Source organism: Cupriavidus sp. SHE (assembly GCF_000812445.1).
In the GTDB taxonomy this organism is placed as follows: domain Bacteria; phylum Pseudomonadota; class Gammaproteobacteria; order Burkholderiales; family Burkholderiaceae; genus Cupriavidus; species Cupriavidus metallidurans.
The window spans coordinates 44,289-60,954 of sequence record NZ_JWMB01000003.1 but is presented as its reverse complement, the minus strand read 5'-3'; the positions used below and the strand labels follow the sequence as shown (position 1 = coordinate 60,954).

15 protein-coding genes are annotated in these 16,666 nt (G+C 65.3%); 7 read left to right on the top strand and 8 right to left on the bottom strand.

Annotated features, from left to right (window positions below; translation table 11 throughout):
* Nucleotides 1-19 precede the first annotated feature (19 nt).
* The 6 genes from RN01_RS01200 (at nucleotide 20) to RN01_RS01175 (ending at nucleotide 8,228) form a co-directional block, all read left to right on the top strand.
* A complete protein-coding gene (locus tag RN01_RS01200; protein WP_017511863.1) occupies nucleotides 20-1,051 on the top strand; it encodes an acyl-CoA dehydrogenase family protein in 1,032 nt (343 codons plus the stop codon).
* Between the two features lie 21 nt (nucleotides 1,052-1,072).
* Complete coding sequence (locus RN01_RS01195; RefSeq protein ID WP_017511864.1) at nucleotides 1,073-2,260, top strand: acetyl-CoA C-acyltransferase; 1,188 nt, start codon at nucleotides 1,073-1,075, stop codon at nucleotides 2,258-2,260.
* Between the two features lie 55 nt (nucleotides 2,261-2,315).
* Entirely contained in the window at nucleotides 2,316-3,518 is a 1,203-nt protein-coding gene (locus tag RN01_RS01190) for a CaiB/BaiF CoA-transferase family protein (RefSeq protein ID WP_017511865.1), read from the top strand.
* Between the two features lie 676 nt (nucleotides 3,519-4,194).
* Nucleotides 4,195-4,830, top strand: coding sequence for a response regulator transcription factor (locus RN01_RS01185; protein ID WP_008641435.1), 636 nt, complete (start codon nucleotides 4,195-4,197; stop codon nucleotides 4,828-4,830).
* A gap of 14 nt (nucleotides 4,831-4,844) precedes the next feature.
* A complete protein-coding gene (locus RN01_RS01180) occupies nucleotides 4,845-6,620 on the top strand; it encodes an ATP-binding protein (RefSeq protein WP_024570190.1) in 1,776 nt (591 codons plus the stop codon).
* A gap of 156 nt (nucleotides 6,621-6,776) precedes the next feature.
* Nucleotides 6,777-8,228, top strand: a complete 1,452-nt coding sequence (locus tag RN01_RS01175; protein WP_017515159.1) for an aldehyde dehydrogenase family protein — start codon at nucleotides 6,777-6,779, stop codon at nucleotides 8,226-8,228.
* A gap of 112 nt (nucleotides 8,229-8,340) precedes the next feature.
* Here RN01_RS01175 and RN01_RS34225 read toward each other — a convergent pair whose 3' ends face one another.
* Nucleotides 8,341-8,508: a hypothetical protein gene (locus tag RN01_RS34225; RefSeq protein ID WP_008641438.1), complete on the bottom strand. Its 168-nt coding sequence runs from the start codon at nucleotides 8,506-8,508 to the stop codon at nucleotides 8,341-8,343.
* A 358-nt stretch (nucleotides 8,509-8,866) separates the two neighbouring features.
* Between RN01_RS34225 and RN01_RS01170 the strand changes: the two genes are divergently transcribed.
* On the top strand, nucleotides 8,867-9,082 hold the full coding sequence (locus RN01_RS01170) for a YdcH family protein (RefSeq protein ID WP_039016594.1): 216 nt from the start codon (nucleotides 8,867-8,869) through the stop codon (nucleotides 9,080-9,082).
* Nucleotides 9,083-9,217: 135 nt separating this feature from the next.
* Here RN01_RS01170 and RN01_RS01165 read toward each other — a convergent pair whose 3' ends face one another.
* From RN01_RS01165 to RN01_RS01135, 7 genes are all read right to left on the bottom strand, one after another.
* Nucleotides 9,218-10,333 (bottom strand): NADH:flavin oxidoreductase/NADH oxidase, encoded by a 1,116-nt coding sequence (locus RN01_RS01165; RefSeq protein ID WP_024570189.1) that lies wholly within the window; start codon nucleotides 10,331-10,333, stop codon nucleotides 9,218-9,220.
* 124 nt (nucleotides 10,334-10,457) lie between these two features.
* Entirely contained in the window at nucleotides 10,458-12,872 is a 2,415-nt protein-coding gene (locus RN01_RS01160; RefSeq protein ID WP_024570188.1) for an acylase, read from the bottom strand.
* A gap of 189 nt (nucleotides 12,873-13,061) precedes the next feature.
* The gene (locus RN01_RS01155; RefSeq protein WP_011519284.1) at nucleotides 13,062-13,694 is read right to left on the bottom strand and encodes a phosphatidylcholine/phosphatidylserine synthase; all 633 of its coding nucleotides are present in this window, start codon (nucleotides 13,692-13,694) and stop codon (nucleotides 13,062-13,064) included.
* Nucleotides 13,695-13,719: 25 nt separating this feature from the next.
* On the bottom strand, nucleotides 13,720-14,010 hold the full coding sequence (locus RN01_RS01150) for an antibiotic biosynthesis monooxygenase (protein ID WP_008641446.1): 291 nt from the start codon (nucleotides 14,008-14,010) through the stop codon (nucleotides 13,720-13,722).
* A 102-nt stretch (nucleotides 14,011-14,112) separates the two neighbouring features.
* Nucleotides 14,113-14,577: a DUF2127 domain-containing protein gene (locus tag RN01_RS01145; protein WP_011519285.1), complete on the bottom strand. Its 465-nt coding sequence runs from the start codon at nucleotides 14,575-14,577 to the stop codon at nucleotides 14,113-14,115.
* 56 nt (nucleotides 14,578-14,633) lie between these two features.
* Nucleotides 14,634-15,026 carry a hypothetical protein gene (locus tag RN01_RS01140; protein ID WP_017511233.1) on the bottom strand — a complete coding sequence of 131 codons (393 nt, stop codon included), beginning with the start codon at nucleotides 15,024-15,026 and terminating at the stop codon, nucleotides 14,634-14,636.
* A 150-nt stretch (nucleotides 15,027-15,176) separates the two neighbouring features.
* A complete protein-coding gene (locus RN01_RS01135; RefSeq protein WP_011519287.1) occupies nucleotides 15,177-16,658 on the bottom strand; it encodes an efflux transporter outer membrane subunit in 1,482 nt (493 codons plus the stop codon).
* Between the last annotated feature and the right edge of the window lie 8 nt (nucleotides 16,659-16,666).

Here is a 16,666-nt window from a genome sequence, read left to right as displayed (position 1 = left end):
GATATCGACTGGAACAAACATGACTGATGCCATTTCCGACGAATTTGATCGCGCGCTAGCCGGGCTGTGCGCCGACACGCGCCTGCGCGCCATCGAAGGCGGTGCGGATGACGGCGCCGAGGCCGACGCGCTGTGGGCGGAGGTGGACGCGCTTGGCTTCACCGATGCGCTGGTCGGCGTCGAGCAAGGCGGCGTTGGCCTCACGTTGGACGATGCCTGTTCCTTGTTGATCGCGGCCGGCCACGCGGGCTTGAATCACCCGTTCGGCGAAACCATGGTGGCGCGCGCGCTGCTGGCGCAGGCAGGCTGGCGACCGGACGGCAGTTGTATCGCCATGGCAAGAGCGACCCTCTCCGAGAGCGGCGAACTGGCCTGCACCGAAGTCCCGGGCGCTGCGCTGGCTGGCCATGTGTTGGCCGAAGCCTGCGACGAGTGGCTGCTGCTGCCGGTGGACGCGGCAGCGAGCACGGCGGGCGCGTTCCGTCCGCATGCCTCCGCCTCGCTGCGCTGGACTGGCGCGTCGCTGGCAGTCACCCGCTTTCCGCGCCATGGCACCAGCGCTGAGACCATCTGCAATGCCGTGCACGCCGCCGCCATGGCGGGCGCGCTGGCCCGGGTGCTGGCACTCAGCGTTGCCTACGCCGGAGACCGCAGGCAATTCGGCAAGGCGATCGGCCAATTCCAGGCGGTGCAGCAGCAACTGGCCGTATTGACGGAGGACGCGTGCTCGGCCGCCGTTGCGGCGCGGATGGGCTGCTCGGCCGCGATGCTGCCGGACCCGCTGCACGCGGCCACCGCCAAGCTGCGCGCCTGCGAGGCCGCCGCGCGCGGGGTCTCCACTGCCCACGCGGTGCATGGCGCCATCGGCATCACCGAAGAACACGCACTGGGCCTATTTACCAACCGGCTGCACGAATGGCGCATGACGCCGGGCACCGAGGGGCGTTGCGCGCAACAGCTTGGCGAGGCGCTGCTTGCCGACAACGGCTTGTCGTTCGCAGATTTCACCCGCACCCGCCTGACACCCACGCTGCCGATGGTGGCTCGCTGAACTCAATACCTGGAAAACACCATGCAAGATCGAAACGACCGCATCGTCATCGTTGGTGCCAAGCGCACTCCCATCGGCGCCTTCGAAGGTGCACTGTCGCCGCTGCGCACGCCACAACTTGGCGCCGTCGCCATTCGCGCGGCGGTAGCGCAAGCCAGCGTGCAACCGAACGAAGTGGACGAAGCTATCATGGGCTGCTGCCTGTTCGCCGACCTCGGCCAGGCCCCTGCGCGGCAAGCCGTGCTCGGCGCTGGGCTGGCTCCATCCACGCCGGCCACCACCATCAGCAAGATGTGCGGTTCTGCCATGAAGTCCGTGATGCTCGCGCACGACTTGCTGCTGGCCGGAACCTGCACGGTCGCCGTAGCCGGCGGTATGGAATCGATGACCAATGCGCCGCACCTGATTCCGCAGGCGCGCCAGGGCTACCGGCTCGGCCACGGCGCGCTGCTCGACCACATGTATCGAGACGGGCTCGAAGACGCCTACGAAGGCAAGCTAATGGGCCACTACGCCGACGTGGCCGCCGAGCTGCAGGGTTTCACCCGCGCCGGGCAAGACGAATTTGCCGCAGAGAGCGTGACCCGCGCGCAGGCGGCAGTAGCGGACGGCCGGTTTCGCGACGAGATCGCGCCAGTCACAGTCAAAGGCCGCGGCGGTGACATCGAAATCACCGACGACGAGACCCCGGCGCGCTGCAACCTCGACCGCCTTGCCACGCTCAAGCCCGCCTTTCGCAAGGAAGGCACGGTCACGGCCGGCAATGCCTCGTCGATCTCTGATGGCGCCGCCGCGCTCGTGCTGATGCGCGAATCCGAAGCGGCTCGCCGTGGTGCCACCGTGCTGGCGCGTTTCTCCGGGCTCGCCACGCATGCCCAGGCGCCTTCCGAGTTCACATCCGCGCCGGTCGGCGCCATCCGCCGCGTGCTCGACAAGGCGGGCTGGACGAAGGACGACGTCGACCTCTACGAAATCAACGAAGCATTCGCCGTGGTGACGTTGTATGCGATGCGCGAACTTGATCTGCCGCACGGAAAGGTCAACGTCAACGGTGGAGCTTGCGCGCTCGGCCACCCCGTCGGCGCGACCGGCGCCCGCCTGCTGGTCTCCTTGCTATATGCGTTGCGCCAGCGAGGCCTGCGGCGCGGCGTGGCCGCGTTGTGCCTGGGCGGCGGCGAAGCCACCGCAATGGCGATCGAGCTTGCCTGAGCCCGCCATCCCCCGCCAACCACCGACTATCTCGACGCATCAACAGGAGGCAAGAATGGGTCCGCTCGCCGGCATCAAGATCATCGAACTAGCTGGCATCGGACCCGGGCCAATGACCGCTATGTTGCTCGCCGACCTGGGCGCCACGGTGCTGCGTGTGGAACGCCAGGAGCCGGTCGAGCTGGGCGTGAAGCGCCCGCTCGAGTTCAACCTGTTGCTCCGCAACCGTCAGGCCATCGCGCTCGACCTGAAAGATCCCGCTGCCATCGAACTGGTGATGGACCTGATCGAGCATGCCGATGGCATGATCGAAGGGTTCCGGCCAGGCGTGACCGAACGGTTGGGTCTTGGCCCGGACGCCTGCCTGGCGCGCAACCCGAGACTGGTCTACGGCAGGATGACCGGCTGGGGGCAAACCGGTCCGCTGGCCCACGCAGCTGGGCATGACATCAATTACATCGCAATGTCCGGCGCCCTTAACGCAATTGGTCGCAAGGGCCAGCCGCCCAGCGTGCCGCTTGCGCTTGTAGGCGACTTTGGCGGCGGCGCGATGTTCCTTGCGATGGGTATGCTCGCCGCCATCATCGAGGCGCGCAATAGCGGCAAGGGCCAGGTGGTGGACGCCGCCATCGTCGACGGCGCCGTCGCGCTAACCACAGCGATCTATGGCCTGCATGCCGCCGGCCTTTGGGACCGCGAACGCGGCAGCAACGTCCTCGACTCAGGCGCACCGTATTACGATGTCTATCAGTGCAAGTGCGGCGGCTATGTCTCTATCGGGGCCATCGAGTCACGATTCTACGGAGATCTCGTCAAGCGGCTCGATCTCGACGCGGCCGAGCTCGGCGACCAGAACGACAAGGCGTCATGGCCGAGAGCCAAGGCTGCGGTCGCGCGCGCATTCCAGACTCGGTCGCGCGATGAATGGTGTGCTGAACTGGAGGGCACCGATGTCTGCTTTGCGCCCGTGTTGTCCTTCGACGAGGCACCGCGACATCCTCATTTCATCGGACGCGAGAGCTTCATCGAGGTAGACGGCGTGGTGCAACCGGCACCTGCTCCGCGTTTCAGCAGGACGCCGTCCGTAACCCCAACCGGTCCGCAGGGGGCTAGCGCCGCAACGGTTGATAACGCCTTGGCCGGCTGGCTCGAAGCCCCGGCAGTACGCGCGTGGAAACGACGAGGCGTCTTTGGCACGCAAGCAATGCAAGCCTCCGACCCTGTGCCCGTGAAGTCAGCACGGCACAAGCAGGACTGAAACCGGGGACTCGCAGCAGGTACGTCCCCTCCCCCTTTTCAGTCATCGGCTCGGTCGCTGCATTTGAAGGCCAGCGGTGGGCCTGGTACTGCACTTGGATCGGGGCCGCCCAGTACGCGAGCGCGCAATATCAGGCTTTGCTGGCACGCCATCAGGTGGTTTGCAGCATAAGTCGAGAAGGCAATCATTGGGATGACGCAGTGATGGAAGAGTACTTCCTGGCCCTGAAGTTGGCGCGTGCGTGGCGGCGTCAGTATGCCAAGCACGCCTAGGCACGGCGCGACATCACCCAGTACATCGTTGGCTTTTACCAACCCGGTGCGCTTGCACTCAACCCTGGGGTATCTGTCACCCGCTGCCTACCAGGCGAAATCGAAGAGCCTATCTGCCTGTCCGAAATAACTTGACCACTACATCTCTGGCTAACACTTCCCCTTGCCGGGCGCGCAAAAAAATACCCGCTGCCGGGTGGAGCGGGTACTCAAAGTGGTATGGACAAGTCGCGGAATTCGTCCATGTCAGCATCGTGGCAGCGACTTTACGCGTTGCCAATAATCTTTCCGGACTACCCCAAATGCGGGGCAACGCCGGAAAGACGGCCGGGGGGTAAGCATCATGGACAAGCACGCTGGAATCGAGTCCAATCGTCCTTGTCTGTCGCCCCCCGCACTTTCTCATGTCGCAAGCCCGGCTTCTGTTGATCGATGACCACACGCTGTTCCGCACCGGACTGAAGCTATTGCTGGCCGCCAGCCCGAACGTCGCGTCGATCATGGAGGCGGGGTCGGTCATGGAGGCCACCGAGGCGCATGGCGACAAGCCCGTCGATATCCTGTTGCTGGATATCCAGATGCCCGGGCTGAATGGCATCGAGGGCATCAAGGTGCTCCGTCGGCATTTCTCCCGCGCACCGATCGTGATTGTCTCCGGCACGTCGGGCATCGACGCGATTCCCGACGAGGCACGCAAGGAAGTCGCTGGTTTCCTGCCGAAATCCGCCGACCCGCGCGAGATCGAGGAAGCGATTGCCTGCTGCCTGGCGGGCGGCACGTACTTTCCGACCGAACAGCCCTGCGACTGCCTCCCCCAGACCCGGGCCTACAGGCCCAGCCAGCTCACACCGCGCCAGCTCGAGGTCCTGAACCAGCTCAATCTGGGGCGTTCGAACAAGGTCATCGCCTATCACCTCGGTTTGTCGGAAAACACCGTACGCGTGCACGTGGCGGCGATTCTCGACCACCTCGGCGTGGTCAGCCGCGTGGAAGCCATTCTCGAAGCCCAGCGCCGCGGTCTGGTGCAGGCACAACGCTGACGCCCACGCCCGGCATGTGGCCCTCCTTGCTGCCTCACTATGACGAGCCGCGCCTGCTTGCGGCGCAGATGGAGCTGATCGACCAGAGCTTCGGCATCGCGATGCTTGGCTGCTCGCTTGCGGCGATCATCCTTGCAGTCGGCCTGACGGTCACGGGTGGACACCCCGGCGCCATGCCATGGGCCGCGTCGATGGTCGTGCTCTGCGCCATCGCCCATTTCGGCCGGCTGGCCGTGCCCGACCGTCTGACCGAGGCTCGCGCGGGACGTTACGCGCGCGCCATGACCGTCATGCTGGTGCTGATCGGCAGCCTGTGGGGACTGGTGGCCTGGCTCTACCTTGATATCCGGTCGCCCGCCGTGGTGATCTGCGTGCTGTCGCTGATTGCCGGCATGAGCGCGGCGGCGCTGGCGGTCTTCTCCGCCTGTCTGCCGGTGGCCATCGGATTCTTCATCCCCGCGATCCTGCCGGTATGGATCGTATTCCTGCTCACGCGCGACATTGCCTACCTGCCGATGTTCTTTGGCACGCCGCTGTATCTGCTGGTGCTGCTGATCTTCGCACGCAACTACTCGCGCGTGGCGTGTCATTCGATTGCGCTGCGCTTCGAGAATGTCGAACTGATCTCGCAGTTACGCGACCAGACCGCGCGCGCAGGACAGGCGTTGCGCGAGGCCGAGAACGCGAATCGCGCCAAGTCGGTGTTCCTGGCATCGGCCAGCCATGACCTGCGCCAGCCCCTGCATGCGCTGGGCCTGTTTCTCGTGTCGCTCGGGCGCACGCCGCTGGATGCGCACCAGCGCCAGTTGCTGGACCACATCGAGGCGTCGTCCGGCGCGGCGCGGGAGATGCTCAACACGCTGCTCGATTTCTCGAAGCTCGAGGCCGGTGTGATCACCGCTCGGCCGCGCCCGTTCAGGCTGCAGCCGATGCTGCACAAGCTCGAGAACGAGTTCGCACCGCAGGCGAATGCGCGTGGACTGGTCTATCGCACCCGCGATACCACGGCCACGCTGTTTGGCGACCCGGCGCTGGTCGAACTGATCCTGCGCAACCTGATCGCCAACGCGATCCGCTACACGCACACCGGCGGCGTGCTGATCGCCTGCCGGCCCCGGCGCTTCCATGCCTCGATCGAGGTCTGGGATACCGGCATCGGTATTCCCATCGCGCAGCACCGCGAGATCTTTCGCGAGTTTCACCAGCTCGGCAACCCCGAGCGCGACCAGCGCAAGGGGCTTGGGCTAGGTCTGGCTATCGTCGATGGGTTGGCGCGCACGATGCAGACCGGCGTAACGCTGGATTCGATACCGGAACGCGGCTCGGTATTCCGTCTGCAACTGCCACTGGCCTGGGGCGCGCCCGAGGAAGTCACGTTCCCCGGCAGCGTGATCCGCCTGGATGGTCTGCGCGTGCTTGTCATCGACGACGATCCGGCAATCCGCCAGGCAATGGCCGAATTGCTGGCAGCCTGGGATTGCGACTGCCGGCCCGCTGAGTCCGAGGACGAGGCGCTGGCCCTGCTCGACACCTTCACCCCCGACCTGATCCTGGCCGACTACCGGCTGCGTGGCCATCGCACCGGCCACGAAGCCATCGCCGCGATCCGCGAGCGCACCAGCCAGGCGCTGCCGGCCATCATCATCACCGGCGATACGGCGGCGGATCAGCTCCGCAACGTCCACGCGGGTGGCACCGCGCTGCTCCACAAGCCCGTGGTCCCGGGCGAACTCCATTCGGCCATTGGCGCCCTGCTCCGGGGCTCCGAATGGTATCTGGTCCAACAATAAGCATCAGCCACATTCATGCATTCAAAGCATGAATAGATCAGTCCTATTAATTGGACTTAGGTCTGGCGGCCCACCACACTGCAAGGCACTGCGGGCCTGATTCCCTCGGCCAACGCGCACGTCATTTCAAACCATGACTCAAGCGAGGAGCCTTCCATGACCGCCACACGCCCCGACTTGCCGAAGCACGATCTGCTGATCGACGGCAAGCGGCTGCCCCCCGGCAGCGGTGAGTATTCCACCGACATCAACCCCGCCACCGAGGAACCCATCGCGCTGGTGGCGCAAGGCAGCGCCGCTGACGTCGACACCGCCGTGCAGGCGGCCCGTGCGGCACTCAAGGGCTGGGCGGGCATGCGCGCCGCCGATCGCGGCCGCATTCTCAGCCGGTTCGCCGACCTGCTGGAAACTCACGCCGAGGAACTGATCACGCTGGAGAGCCTCGATGCTGGCAAGCCGCTGGCGGCTGTACGTCGGCAGGATCTGCCGGCCGTTGTCGACACCGTGCGGTATTACGCGGGCTGGTGCGACAAGATCCACGGCGCGGTGATTCCAACGCGGCCAGACGCGCTGACCTACACGGTGCGCGAGCCTGTCGGCGTCGTCGCGGCCATCATCCCGTGGAATTTCCCGCTGATGATCGGCATGTGGAAGATCGCGCCCGCCCTGGCCTGCGGTTGCACGCTGATCGTGAAGCCCGCCGAGATCACGCCACTGACGGCCCTGCGCGTGGCCGAACTGGCGCTGGAGGCCGGCGTGCCGCCGGGCGTCTTCAACGTCGTCACCGGCAAGGGCAGCGTGGTGGGCAATGCGCTGGTTGCACACCCGGGAATCGACAAGGTGACGTTCACGGGATCGCCCGGCGTCGGACGCGGGATCATGCAGGGCGCGGCCAGCAACTTCAAGCGCGTCACGCTGGAACTGGGCGGAAAGTCTGCCAACGTGATCTTTGCCGATGCCGACATCGATGCGGCCACGCGTGCCGCGGCATCCGGAATCTTTTTCAACTCGGGGCAGGTCTGCTCGGCCGGGTCGCGCATCCTGGCGCAGCGCAAGGTGTACGACGAAGTGGTGGAAAGGCTGACCACCCGCGCCCGCGCGATACGGGTCGGCGATCCGGCCTCGCCGGACACGACGATGGGCCCCGTGGTCTCGGCGGCGCAGATGAAGACCGTGCTCGACTATGTGGAAATCGGCAAGCGCGAAGGCGCCAGCGCGGTGACCGGCGGCGCGCGCATCGGCCAGCGCGGCTTCTTCGTCGAGCCAACCGTGTTCGCGAACGTCGAGCATGAAATGCGGATCTCGCAGGAAGAGATCTTTGGCCCGGTGGCCAGCGTGATTCCGTTCGAAGACGAGGCCGATGCCGTGCGCATCGCCAACGGCACCGCGTTCAGCCTGGCCGCAGGGGTATGGAGCGCGGACATCGCGCGCGTGCACAAGGTAGCCGGGGAATTGCGGGCGGGCACGGTGTGGATCAACACGTACGGCTATACCGACGTGCGTCTGCCCTGGGGCGGCGCCGGCGACTCCGGACTCGGCCGTGAGCACGGTGACGCCGCCATCGAGAACTTCACGGAACCGAAGGCGATCTGGCTTTCGCTGCGATAAGACGAGCGCTGACACAGCAGCGCACGCCGCAGTAGCGCACAAGTAGCGCGTGCGCATGACACATCCCCGCCCGATTCACATGGGCGGGGGCTTTGTCGCAGATACGCGGCTGTCAGCCAATCATCCGCATTGGCAACAGCGAGTAGACGACCGTGAGCACGCCGACCACCGCCGGCGAAACATACTTCAGCGCGATGCTCTGCGACTGCACGCCAAGATAGGCGTACATGCAGATCAGCAGCATGGCGCAAACGAAGACGAGGCCGTCATAGACTTGCATGGATGTCTCCCAGAGTTCGTTCTTCGACTACTTCTGTGAAGGCGGGCCTGCACGTGGGGGGAGCCCGTCTCTACTGCCCAACGCAATCTATTGAGGCCATGGTCGCGCTTGTCGCCCTGGGGCGACAATCATGGTAATCCCTTCGTTTCTGGCATTTTTCGATGTTGCGGCGCGGCACTTCGTGGCGCCGGAATCACCGCTTTCCGCGTCGGGAAAAGTCAAGGAGGAATTGTGCGGGCGCGCAGCGGCGACAGTTCGCCCGGTGTGGCGTGACCGATATCAAACAGCATCCGTCGCGACATGCCTAGAATCAAACGTAGCCTTGCCCATCCATTGATCCATCGCAGGAGAGTTGCCAATGTTTCCGGAATATCGCGAACAGATTTCCATGCTCAAGGTGCATGACGCCCATTTCGCCCGGCTGTTCGACATGCACAACGATCTGGACCAGAAGATCCTGAACATGGAGGCGGGTCTCGACCCCCCCCCTCCGCTAGAGATCGAGAGACTGAAGAAGGAAAAGCTGCGGATCAAGGACGAGCTCTACGCCATTCTGCGCAAGACGCGCCCTTGATATTGATCTGACACCTCGGATCCGAAAACCATAAAGAACAAAGCGGGAAGGCAGCATCTGCCTTCCCGCTTTTACGTTCCCTGCCAGCCGCTCAACGGCCGCCCACTCAAAGGCCACCAGCTCAAAGAACGCCCATCAACGCTGGCCGAAGTGCGCGTCCTTGAACAGCTTTTCCAGCCCGCGCGGCTGCGAGCGCCAATACTGCTTCGGCGCATTGACACTAGCGCCAAGCTTGGCCGCCGCGTGCCACGGCCAGCGGGGGTCGTACAGCATCGCGCGGGCGATCGAGATAATGTCCGCCTCATTGTTGGCGATGATCGATTCGGCCTGTTCGGCCTCGGTGATCAGCCCGACCGCCATCGTCGGCAACCCCACCTCCGCCTTGACGCGTTGCGCGTAAGGCACCTGATATCCCGGGCCAATCTTGATGGCCTGCTGCGGCGACACGCCGCCCGTGCTCACATGCACTGCCGCACTGCCACGCGCCTTCAGTTCGTGCGATAGCGCGATCGTCCCCTCGATGTCCCATCCATTCGGCACCCAGTCGGTGGCGGAAACGCGCATCCAGACCGGACGTTCGGCCGGGAACGCCTCTCGCACGGCGTCGAACACTTCCAGCGGGAAGCGCATCCGGTTTTCGAGGCTGCCACCGTATTCGTCCGTACGGTGATTGGCGATGGGAGAAAGAAACTGGTGCAACAGATAGCCGTGAGCGCCATGCACTTCGATGCCTTCGATACCCAGGCGAGCCGCACGCTTGGCAGCCGCGACGAAGTCGTCGCGAATCTTCTTCATACCGGCCTTGTCGAGCGCGGCCGGCGGGACTTCTCCCGCCGCATGTGGCACTGCCGACGGCGCGAAGGTCTGCCAGCCTCGCGGCTGGTCGGGCCGAATCTGCCCGCCGCCATCCCACGGCGCTTCGCTCGATGCCTTGCGGCCAGCATGGGCAAGCTGGATGGTCACCGCGATGGGCGAATGGTTGCGCACGGCGTCTAGCACACGGCCCAGCGCAGCTTCATTGGCATCGTTGTACAGGCCAAGGTCGGCCGGCGTGATGCGGCCTTCAGGCGAAACCGCGGTGGCTTCGATGATAAGCAGGCCCGCTCCGGACAGCGCCATCTGGCCCAGGTGAATCATGTGCCAGTCGGTGGCATTGCCTTCCTGTGCCGAGTACTGGCACATCGGCGCGATGGCGATGCGGTTGGCAAGCTCGAGATTGCCGATCCGGTACGGATCGAAGAGATGAGGCATGAGGGCCATCCTTGCGGGGTGTTCTGGTCCGGGCGATTGTAGTCGCCGCTGAAAAACCCTGCTGACCCTGCCGGCGGCATGGGATACGGCCCTGGCCGCCCCATGTCGCCGGCATCCGGCTACGTCACTGACTCAGCTTGGTGACGCTCAGTTGCGGATCCGCCGCGATGGCCTGCTCCGAGAACGGCAGCGAAATCCAGCGCTTGGCCGAGAACTGCCGCATCTGGTCCCAGGCATGGGGCGAAGCCGGGTCGATCGACTGGCCGTAGACCAGCAGCGCCTGCGCCACCGGCCCATTGGCATCGAAACCCACGGTCTGCACATAGCTCGTTCCGAAGAACACCTTCAGGCCGTCGGCCGACACCGGCTGGCTCTGGAGCTTGTTCAGCACGCCCTCGTACTCCTCCCCACCGTGCAGCGGAATCAGACCGTTGGGCGACTTCGCGGCCTGCACCTCGCCAAGCGGGGCATCCAGCGCGAAGCCAGCCTTGCGCATGGCCCCCACGGCATCCTTGAGCGCCTTCAGCACGGCCGTGTTCACCGTAGCGTCCTGCATGCGCAGGCCACGCGGCGTGTTGACCGGATCGGCAGGATTGAAGGCGATGGCATACACGTTCGGAATGACGTGCGCGCGCATCCAGAACTCGCGGAACAGCGGCGCGGCCCGGCTTTCCAGATTGCTGCGGCGATCCCACTTGCCCAGTGCCGTGCACCCGTCACGCAGATCGCTGTCGCCCTGAACAGCCTTGGTGCGGCAGGCCCGCAACAGGTCGTCCAGCACAAGCTCGGCAGCCAGATTGCGATCTCGGAACAGCACCGTCTGCAGGTTCTGGATGTCGAAGCGGTTGCCCGGCAGGCCGTCCACACCGTTCAGGCGCTTGCCGATCTCCATCAAGCCAACACGCGTGCGCAAACGCTGCGGCACCGCCTGCGGCCCGAGCACCGGAGAGAAGCCTTCCATCTTCTGCGCGGGATTCGCCAGCCACGAACTGTCATTGCTGTTGGCCACGAAGTCTTCGCGTTCCAGCACCGGCATGGCCGATGGCGGAACCAGACCAGGCACCGGTGACGCCGGATCGACGGTCCAGTTGCAGGCACCACGCGAGCCGTCGAGCAGCACCATGCCCGTAGCGGCCATCAGCTTCTTCGCCAGCACGGCACCGTCTCCGGCCGGCGCGCAGCTTTCCAGCATCGAGGTCGAGACATTGGGGGTAACTGAGACATCGGCAAACATCGCGCGGCCCGAACGGTCGGTGGCAATCGTGTTGACCCACGGAATGCCCAGGTTGCCGATCGCGGTGCGGATCTCGCCCACGTTATGCGCCCGCGCGATATCGAGCCACGTGTCGATCGAGCGCGTGTTGTTCTGGTTGGCGTCCCGCAGCGTGTACGCCTTCTGCGCCGTCCACGGCAGCCCTGCCTGCGGCATGGCCACGACCGGACCGTACTCGGTCATGTAGAACGTATGCGAACGCTGCTCGGTACGGCCATCGGCCAGCGTTGCCGCATAGCTGACCGTCTTGGTGGTCATCTTGCGCGGCTTGCCGTCGATCAGGTAGGTGGTCGGATCTCCATCGGCCAGCTTCAACTCGAACAGCGTGAAGCGGCGCGCCGTGGAAACGGTATGCGTCCAGGCCACGTCCTTGTTGAAGCCGATGCTGATGATCGGGAACGAGGCAATCGACGCGCCCATGACGTCGAGCTTGCCCGGCACCGTCAGGTGCGCCTGATAGAAGCGGTTGGTGGTCGTCCAGGGGAAGTGCGGGTTGCCGAGCAGCAGGCCGGAACCATCTGCCGTGGCCGCCTTGCCGAACGCCCAGCCATTGCTGCCGATCGGCGGATCGAGCAACTGCAGGTCGCGGTTCACCGCCTCGAAATCAATCGCGGCGATATCGACACGTGCGGGTAGCGCGGCAGACTTGGCAGCGGACTTGGTGACCTGAGGCGGCGCGGCCGCGACGATGCCGGCAGCGAGCGCGCCGGCGCTGGCCTGGATACTCTTCTCCTCGGCAAGCCGCGCCATGTCGAGTGCCGTGATCGGGCGCACCCACGCCGCATCGCGGCAGGCGGCCGGGCGCTTCGACGGCGGCGTATCGCGCAGGTAACGGTTGTAGCCAGCGATATAGCCACGCAGCAGTTCATGCGCTTCGGGCGATTGCTTTGCCGCGCTGGCCTGCAAGGCATCGTCGTCGAGAATGGCGCGGAAGAACGCATCGGCGTCCGCATTGCGCATCGGCTTGAAGGACACCTCGGTGGTGCCGTCCGGCCCGAACGTCGCCGAACGCTCGCCGCTGACCGTCACCACCTGGCTGGCCATCAGGCAGACGTTGTCCTGCGCATAGGCGTACGCCATGCCGAAGGCGACGCTGGCGTAGTCGTTGGCGCGGATGTGGGGAATGCCGTAGGACGTGCGGCGGATTTCGGCGCTGAGGCCCTGCTCGCTCCAGTTACCGTTGCCAGTGGCGCAACCGCTCAAGGCCGCAGCCGCCAGCGTAGCCGTGCCAAGCACGACCGCGCCGCGCGCAATGCGTGGGGTCATCTGTCTCTCTCCTGTTTGCTTTGTTGTCGTCGTGGCTGCGGCGGGCAATCTCGCGCGCCGCGAGCCATCGGCAATGGTCAGGCAAACCGGGGGGTGACAGATAGAGCCTATCCCGCCAGATGGCGTGCCGATACCGCCACGGTTACCACCACCATGAGCGGCCTGACGACACGCGCGGGAGAAAGGCAATCAAAACTTGGGAATACGGAGGGTCTTCGAGATCATCAGCGAGCCCGACAGCACGAATAGCAACGCCATCGGATGCAGCGTGCCGGGGCCAATCTCCCACGCGCCGCCGACCAGCGCATCGCCGATCCTGCCCTGGGATGCGCACCAGGCCAGCACGCCGGTCAGCACGACGCTGGTCGGAATCGGTGTGCCCTCGAAGTACTTGACCTTGCCGGTGCCCTCGGCCATCGACTCGGCGGTGACATTGAATCGGGCAAGACGGCTCACACCGCAGCAGACGAAGTAGATCAGCGCCGCCAGATCCCAACCGCCGCGCATGCCGGCCGCAAACGCCAGCGTGGCCGGGCCGACGCCGAACGAGATGATGTCGGAGAGCGAGTCGAGCTCGCGGCCGAGCGCCGAATGCGCATGGCGCCAGCGGGCAATGCGTCCGTCTAGCACATCGAAGATGAACGCGGCGGGCGCCAGCGCCGCCGCGATATAGAAGGTCCGGAGCGAAGGCTCCGCCACGAAGAACATGGCGAAGAACACCGAACCCATGCCGCACGCCGCGTTGGCCAGCGTGAAGAAATCGGCCAGTTGCAGATCGCGCAGCATCGAGAAATGCCGGGGGCGCGGTTGAGGCGTCGACATGGAATCGGTCCGGTTGAAGCAGTGATCAGATAACGGTATTGACGTGATGCACCTGCGGCGGCGCGACGAAGCAGTCCCCCACGAGCTTGCGCCAGGTCTGGAAGTCGTCCGATTCGCGGAAATGGACCATATGGTCTTCCACGGTCTCCCACGCCACCACCAGCGTGTAGCGCGACGGCTCCTCGATCGAGCGCTGCAGGTTCAGGCCGTGGCAGCCGCGGGCGCGCAGGAACAGCGGTTTGGCTTGCGCCACGCCGGCCTCGAACTGGGCTTCCATGCCGGGCTTGATGGTGATCTGGGCGATTTCGTGAATCATGATGGGTCTCTTCTCGGGTTCTTCGTCGACAGGAGTCTGATACGGTGCGCGGCGCCGGCGTGCGCCACATGGCGTCTACCTTAGCAGATTCGCATGGCTGGCTCAGCCACTGACCTTGTGCCGGGCCAAGCCCTGCGCAAGATAAACGACCACCAGCGCATTCGCAATGGCCAGGCCGCCGTGCAGCCATGTGGGATGCCGGATCGCCTCGTAGAGCTCCACCGGAATATAGATGCCGCCTGACCAGACACCGATCCAGTTGCCCCACGCCAGCCCCCGCCACAGGCCATAGGCCTCGGCAAACCGCATCAGCGCGTAGACGAACGCGGACCCGCCGATGGCCCAGAGACGGCCATCGCCGGGATTCGCCAGCAAGGACAGGAAGATGGTCGGATAGTGGCTGGCCGGATTGATGTGTATCCGCCGGATGATGGTCTCGGCGATTTCCTGCGCATCATGGTGCAGCAGCGCCATCAGGCCGACACCGGCCAGGATGACGAGCGCCCCCTTGGCGGCTTCGAACAGTGCAATACCCTTGAGCCCCAGTGGCGATCCGGAGTGAGCCATGGCGGAATCGATGAAATGTGCGAAGCCGCCATTGTGCTGTCATCCGGGCGGCGGCGCTAGCGTCCGCCCTGCCGTTCGACCATCGGTCCGTTCGCGTTGATATTGCCGGCGGCCTCCAGAGCGCCATTCACGGTCAGGGGGCCGTTGACGTAAAGGTCGCCGTGCACCGCCATTGGCCCCTGCACGGTCAGCGGGCCATGGAACACCTTGAGCAGGCCCTGGGAGGAAGGGCGGGAATAGCCGCCAGGCGAGGCAAACCAGTCGGCGGTGAGCGGACCGTTGGCGAAGACGTTACCGTCAACGCGTAGCGTGCCCATGATGGTGGCCGGCCCTTCGACCCGCGCCGAACCGCCGACGATGATCGGGCCAGTGTTCGCCGGCTGTGCGTCGGCGGGCCATGACACCGTCATGCCAAAGGCAACGGCGACGGTGACAATAGTGACCGCCATCGCAAGCGGATACGTGCCTGTATGTGATCTCGTTCGATGTCGCATATCGGCCCTCCAAACGAAAGCTGGCGCGACGTTTCCAGTGTAGTGCTCCGGAAACGCCACGCCAGCGTGAAATTGCCGCCAAATGTTACTTGCGGCGTACGGCTCTCAGTTCTTCGCCACATTCTCCGGCAGAGGGCCCCAACCGCCACCAAGGCTACGCACGAGCGACACCGTTGCCGCCGCCCGCAGCCCGGCCACCGCATTGGCATCGCGTTGCGATTGCAGCACCGTGCGGTCCGCATCGATCACGGTGAGGTAGTCCACCGCGCCCGCGTCATAGCGGCTGCGCGAAGTGCGCTGCGCGCGCTTCGCGCCGGCCAATGCACTGTCGAGCGCCGCGCCCTGCTGGCTGAACCAGCGTACGTCGGCCAGGCTGTCCTCGACCTCGCGGAACGCCACCAGCACGGTCTGGCGATAACGCGCCACACTTTCCTCGTGCGCCGCGCGCGCGCCGGCCAGGTTCGAGCTGTTGCGGCCACCGTCGAACACGGTCTGGGCGACGGTGGAACCCACCAGCGGCCCAAGCAACCATGCGCGTGACGACCACTTGAACAGGTTCGAGATATCTGACGACTCGAAGCCGAACAGCGCTGTCAGCGAGATGCGTGGGAAGAACGCCGCCTTTGCCACACCAATCCGCGCGTTGGCGGCCGCCATCTGGCGTTCCGCCGCGGCGATATCGGGGCGACGTTCGAGCAGTTCCGACGGCAAGCCGGCGGGAACCGCAACCGGCGGCGTGTCAAACGGTCGCGCCGCCAGCGCGAACTGCGACGGCGACACCCCGGTCAGGACGGCCAGCGCGTGCTCCTGGTTGGCACGACGCCGCTCGATGCCAGCCAGATCAGCGCGGGCGGTGCCAAGCTCGGCCTCGGCGCGGGCCGGATCGAGATCGGTGGTTTCGCCGGCCTCGTAGCGCTTGCGCAGCAGCGTCAGCGCGTCCTCGCGCAGCTTGATCGTCGCGTTGAGCAGATCGCGGTCGCTATCGAGCGTGCGCAGCGCGAAGTACGCCTGCGCCGTATCGGCCTGCAGCGCGAGCTGCACCGAGCGGTACAGGTCTTCGGCGCCCTGCTCGTCGGCGCGTGCTGCATTGACGCTGTTGGCCACGCGGCCGAAGAGATCAAGCTCGTAGTTGGCGATCAGACGCGCCTGGTACACGGTCTGCGGCGACACCCGCGTGCCATCGGGCAAGCCTTGCGAGGCTGCCGAGGGCTGCGCGCGCGTCGGGCTGAACCCCGCGCTCAATTGCGGATACAGGTCCGCCTCGGTCGCGCCCGTGAAGGCACGTGCCTGCTTCAGACGCGCCGCGGCTGCAGCGAGGTCCTGGTTGTAGGCGTTGGCCGCGTCGATCAGACGATCGAGATCGGCATCGCCGAAGACCTTCCACCATTCACCGCGATGCTGGCCTTCGGCCGGCGTCGCGGTCTTCCACTGCGCGCCTTCTGCAGCAGCGGCCTCGGCTTCCTTGAACGTCGACGCGGTGGGCGTCTCAGGCACCTTGTAGGTCGGCGCCAGCGAGCAGCCCGCCAGCACCAGCGCGGCGGCCAGCATACCCAGCTTTGGCAGGACCAGCTTCATTGCGTTATTCATGTTGTTCA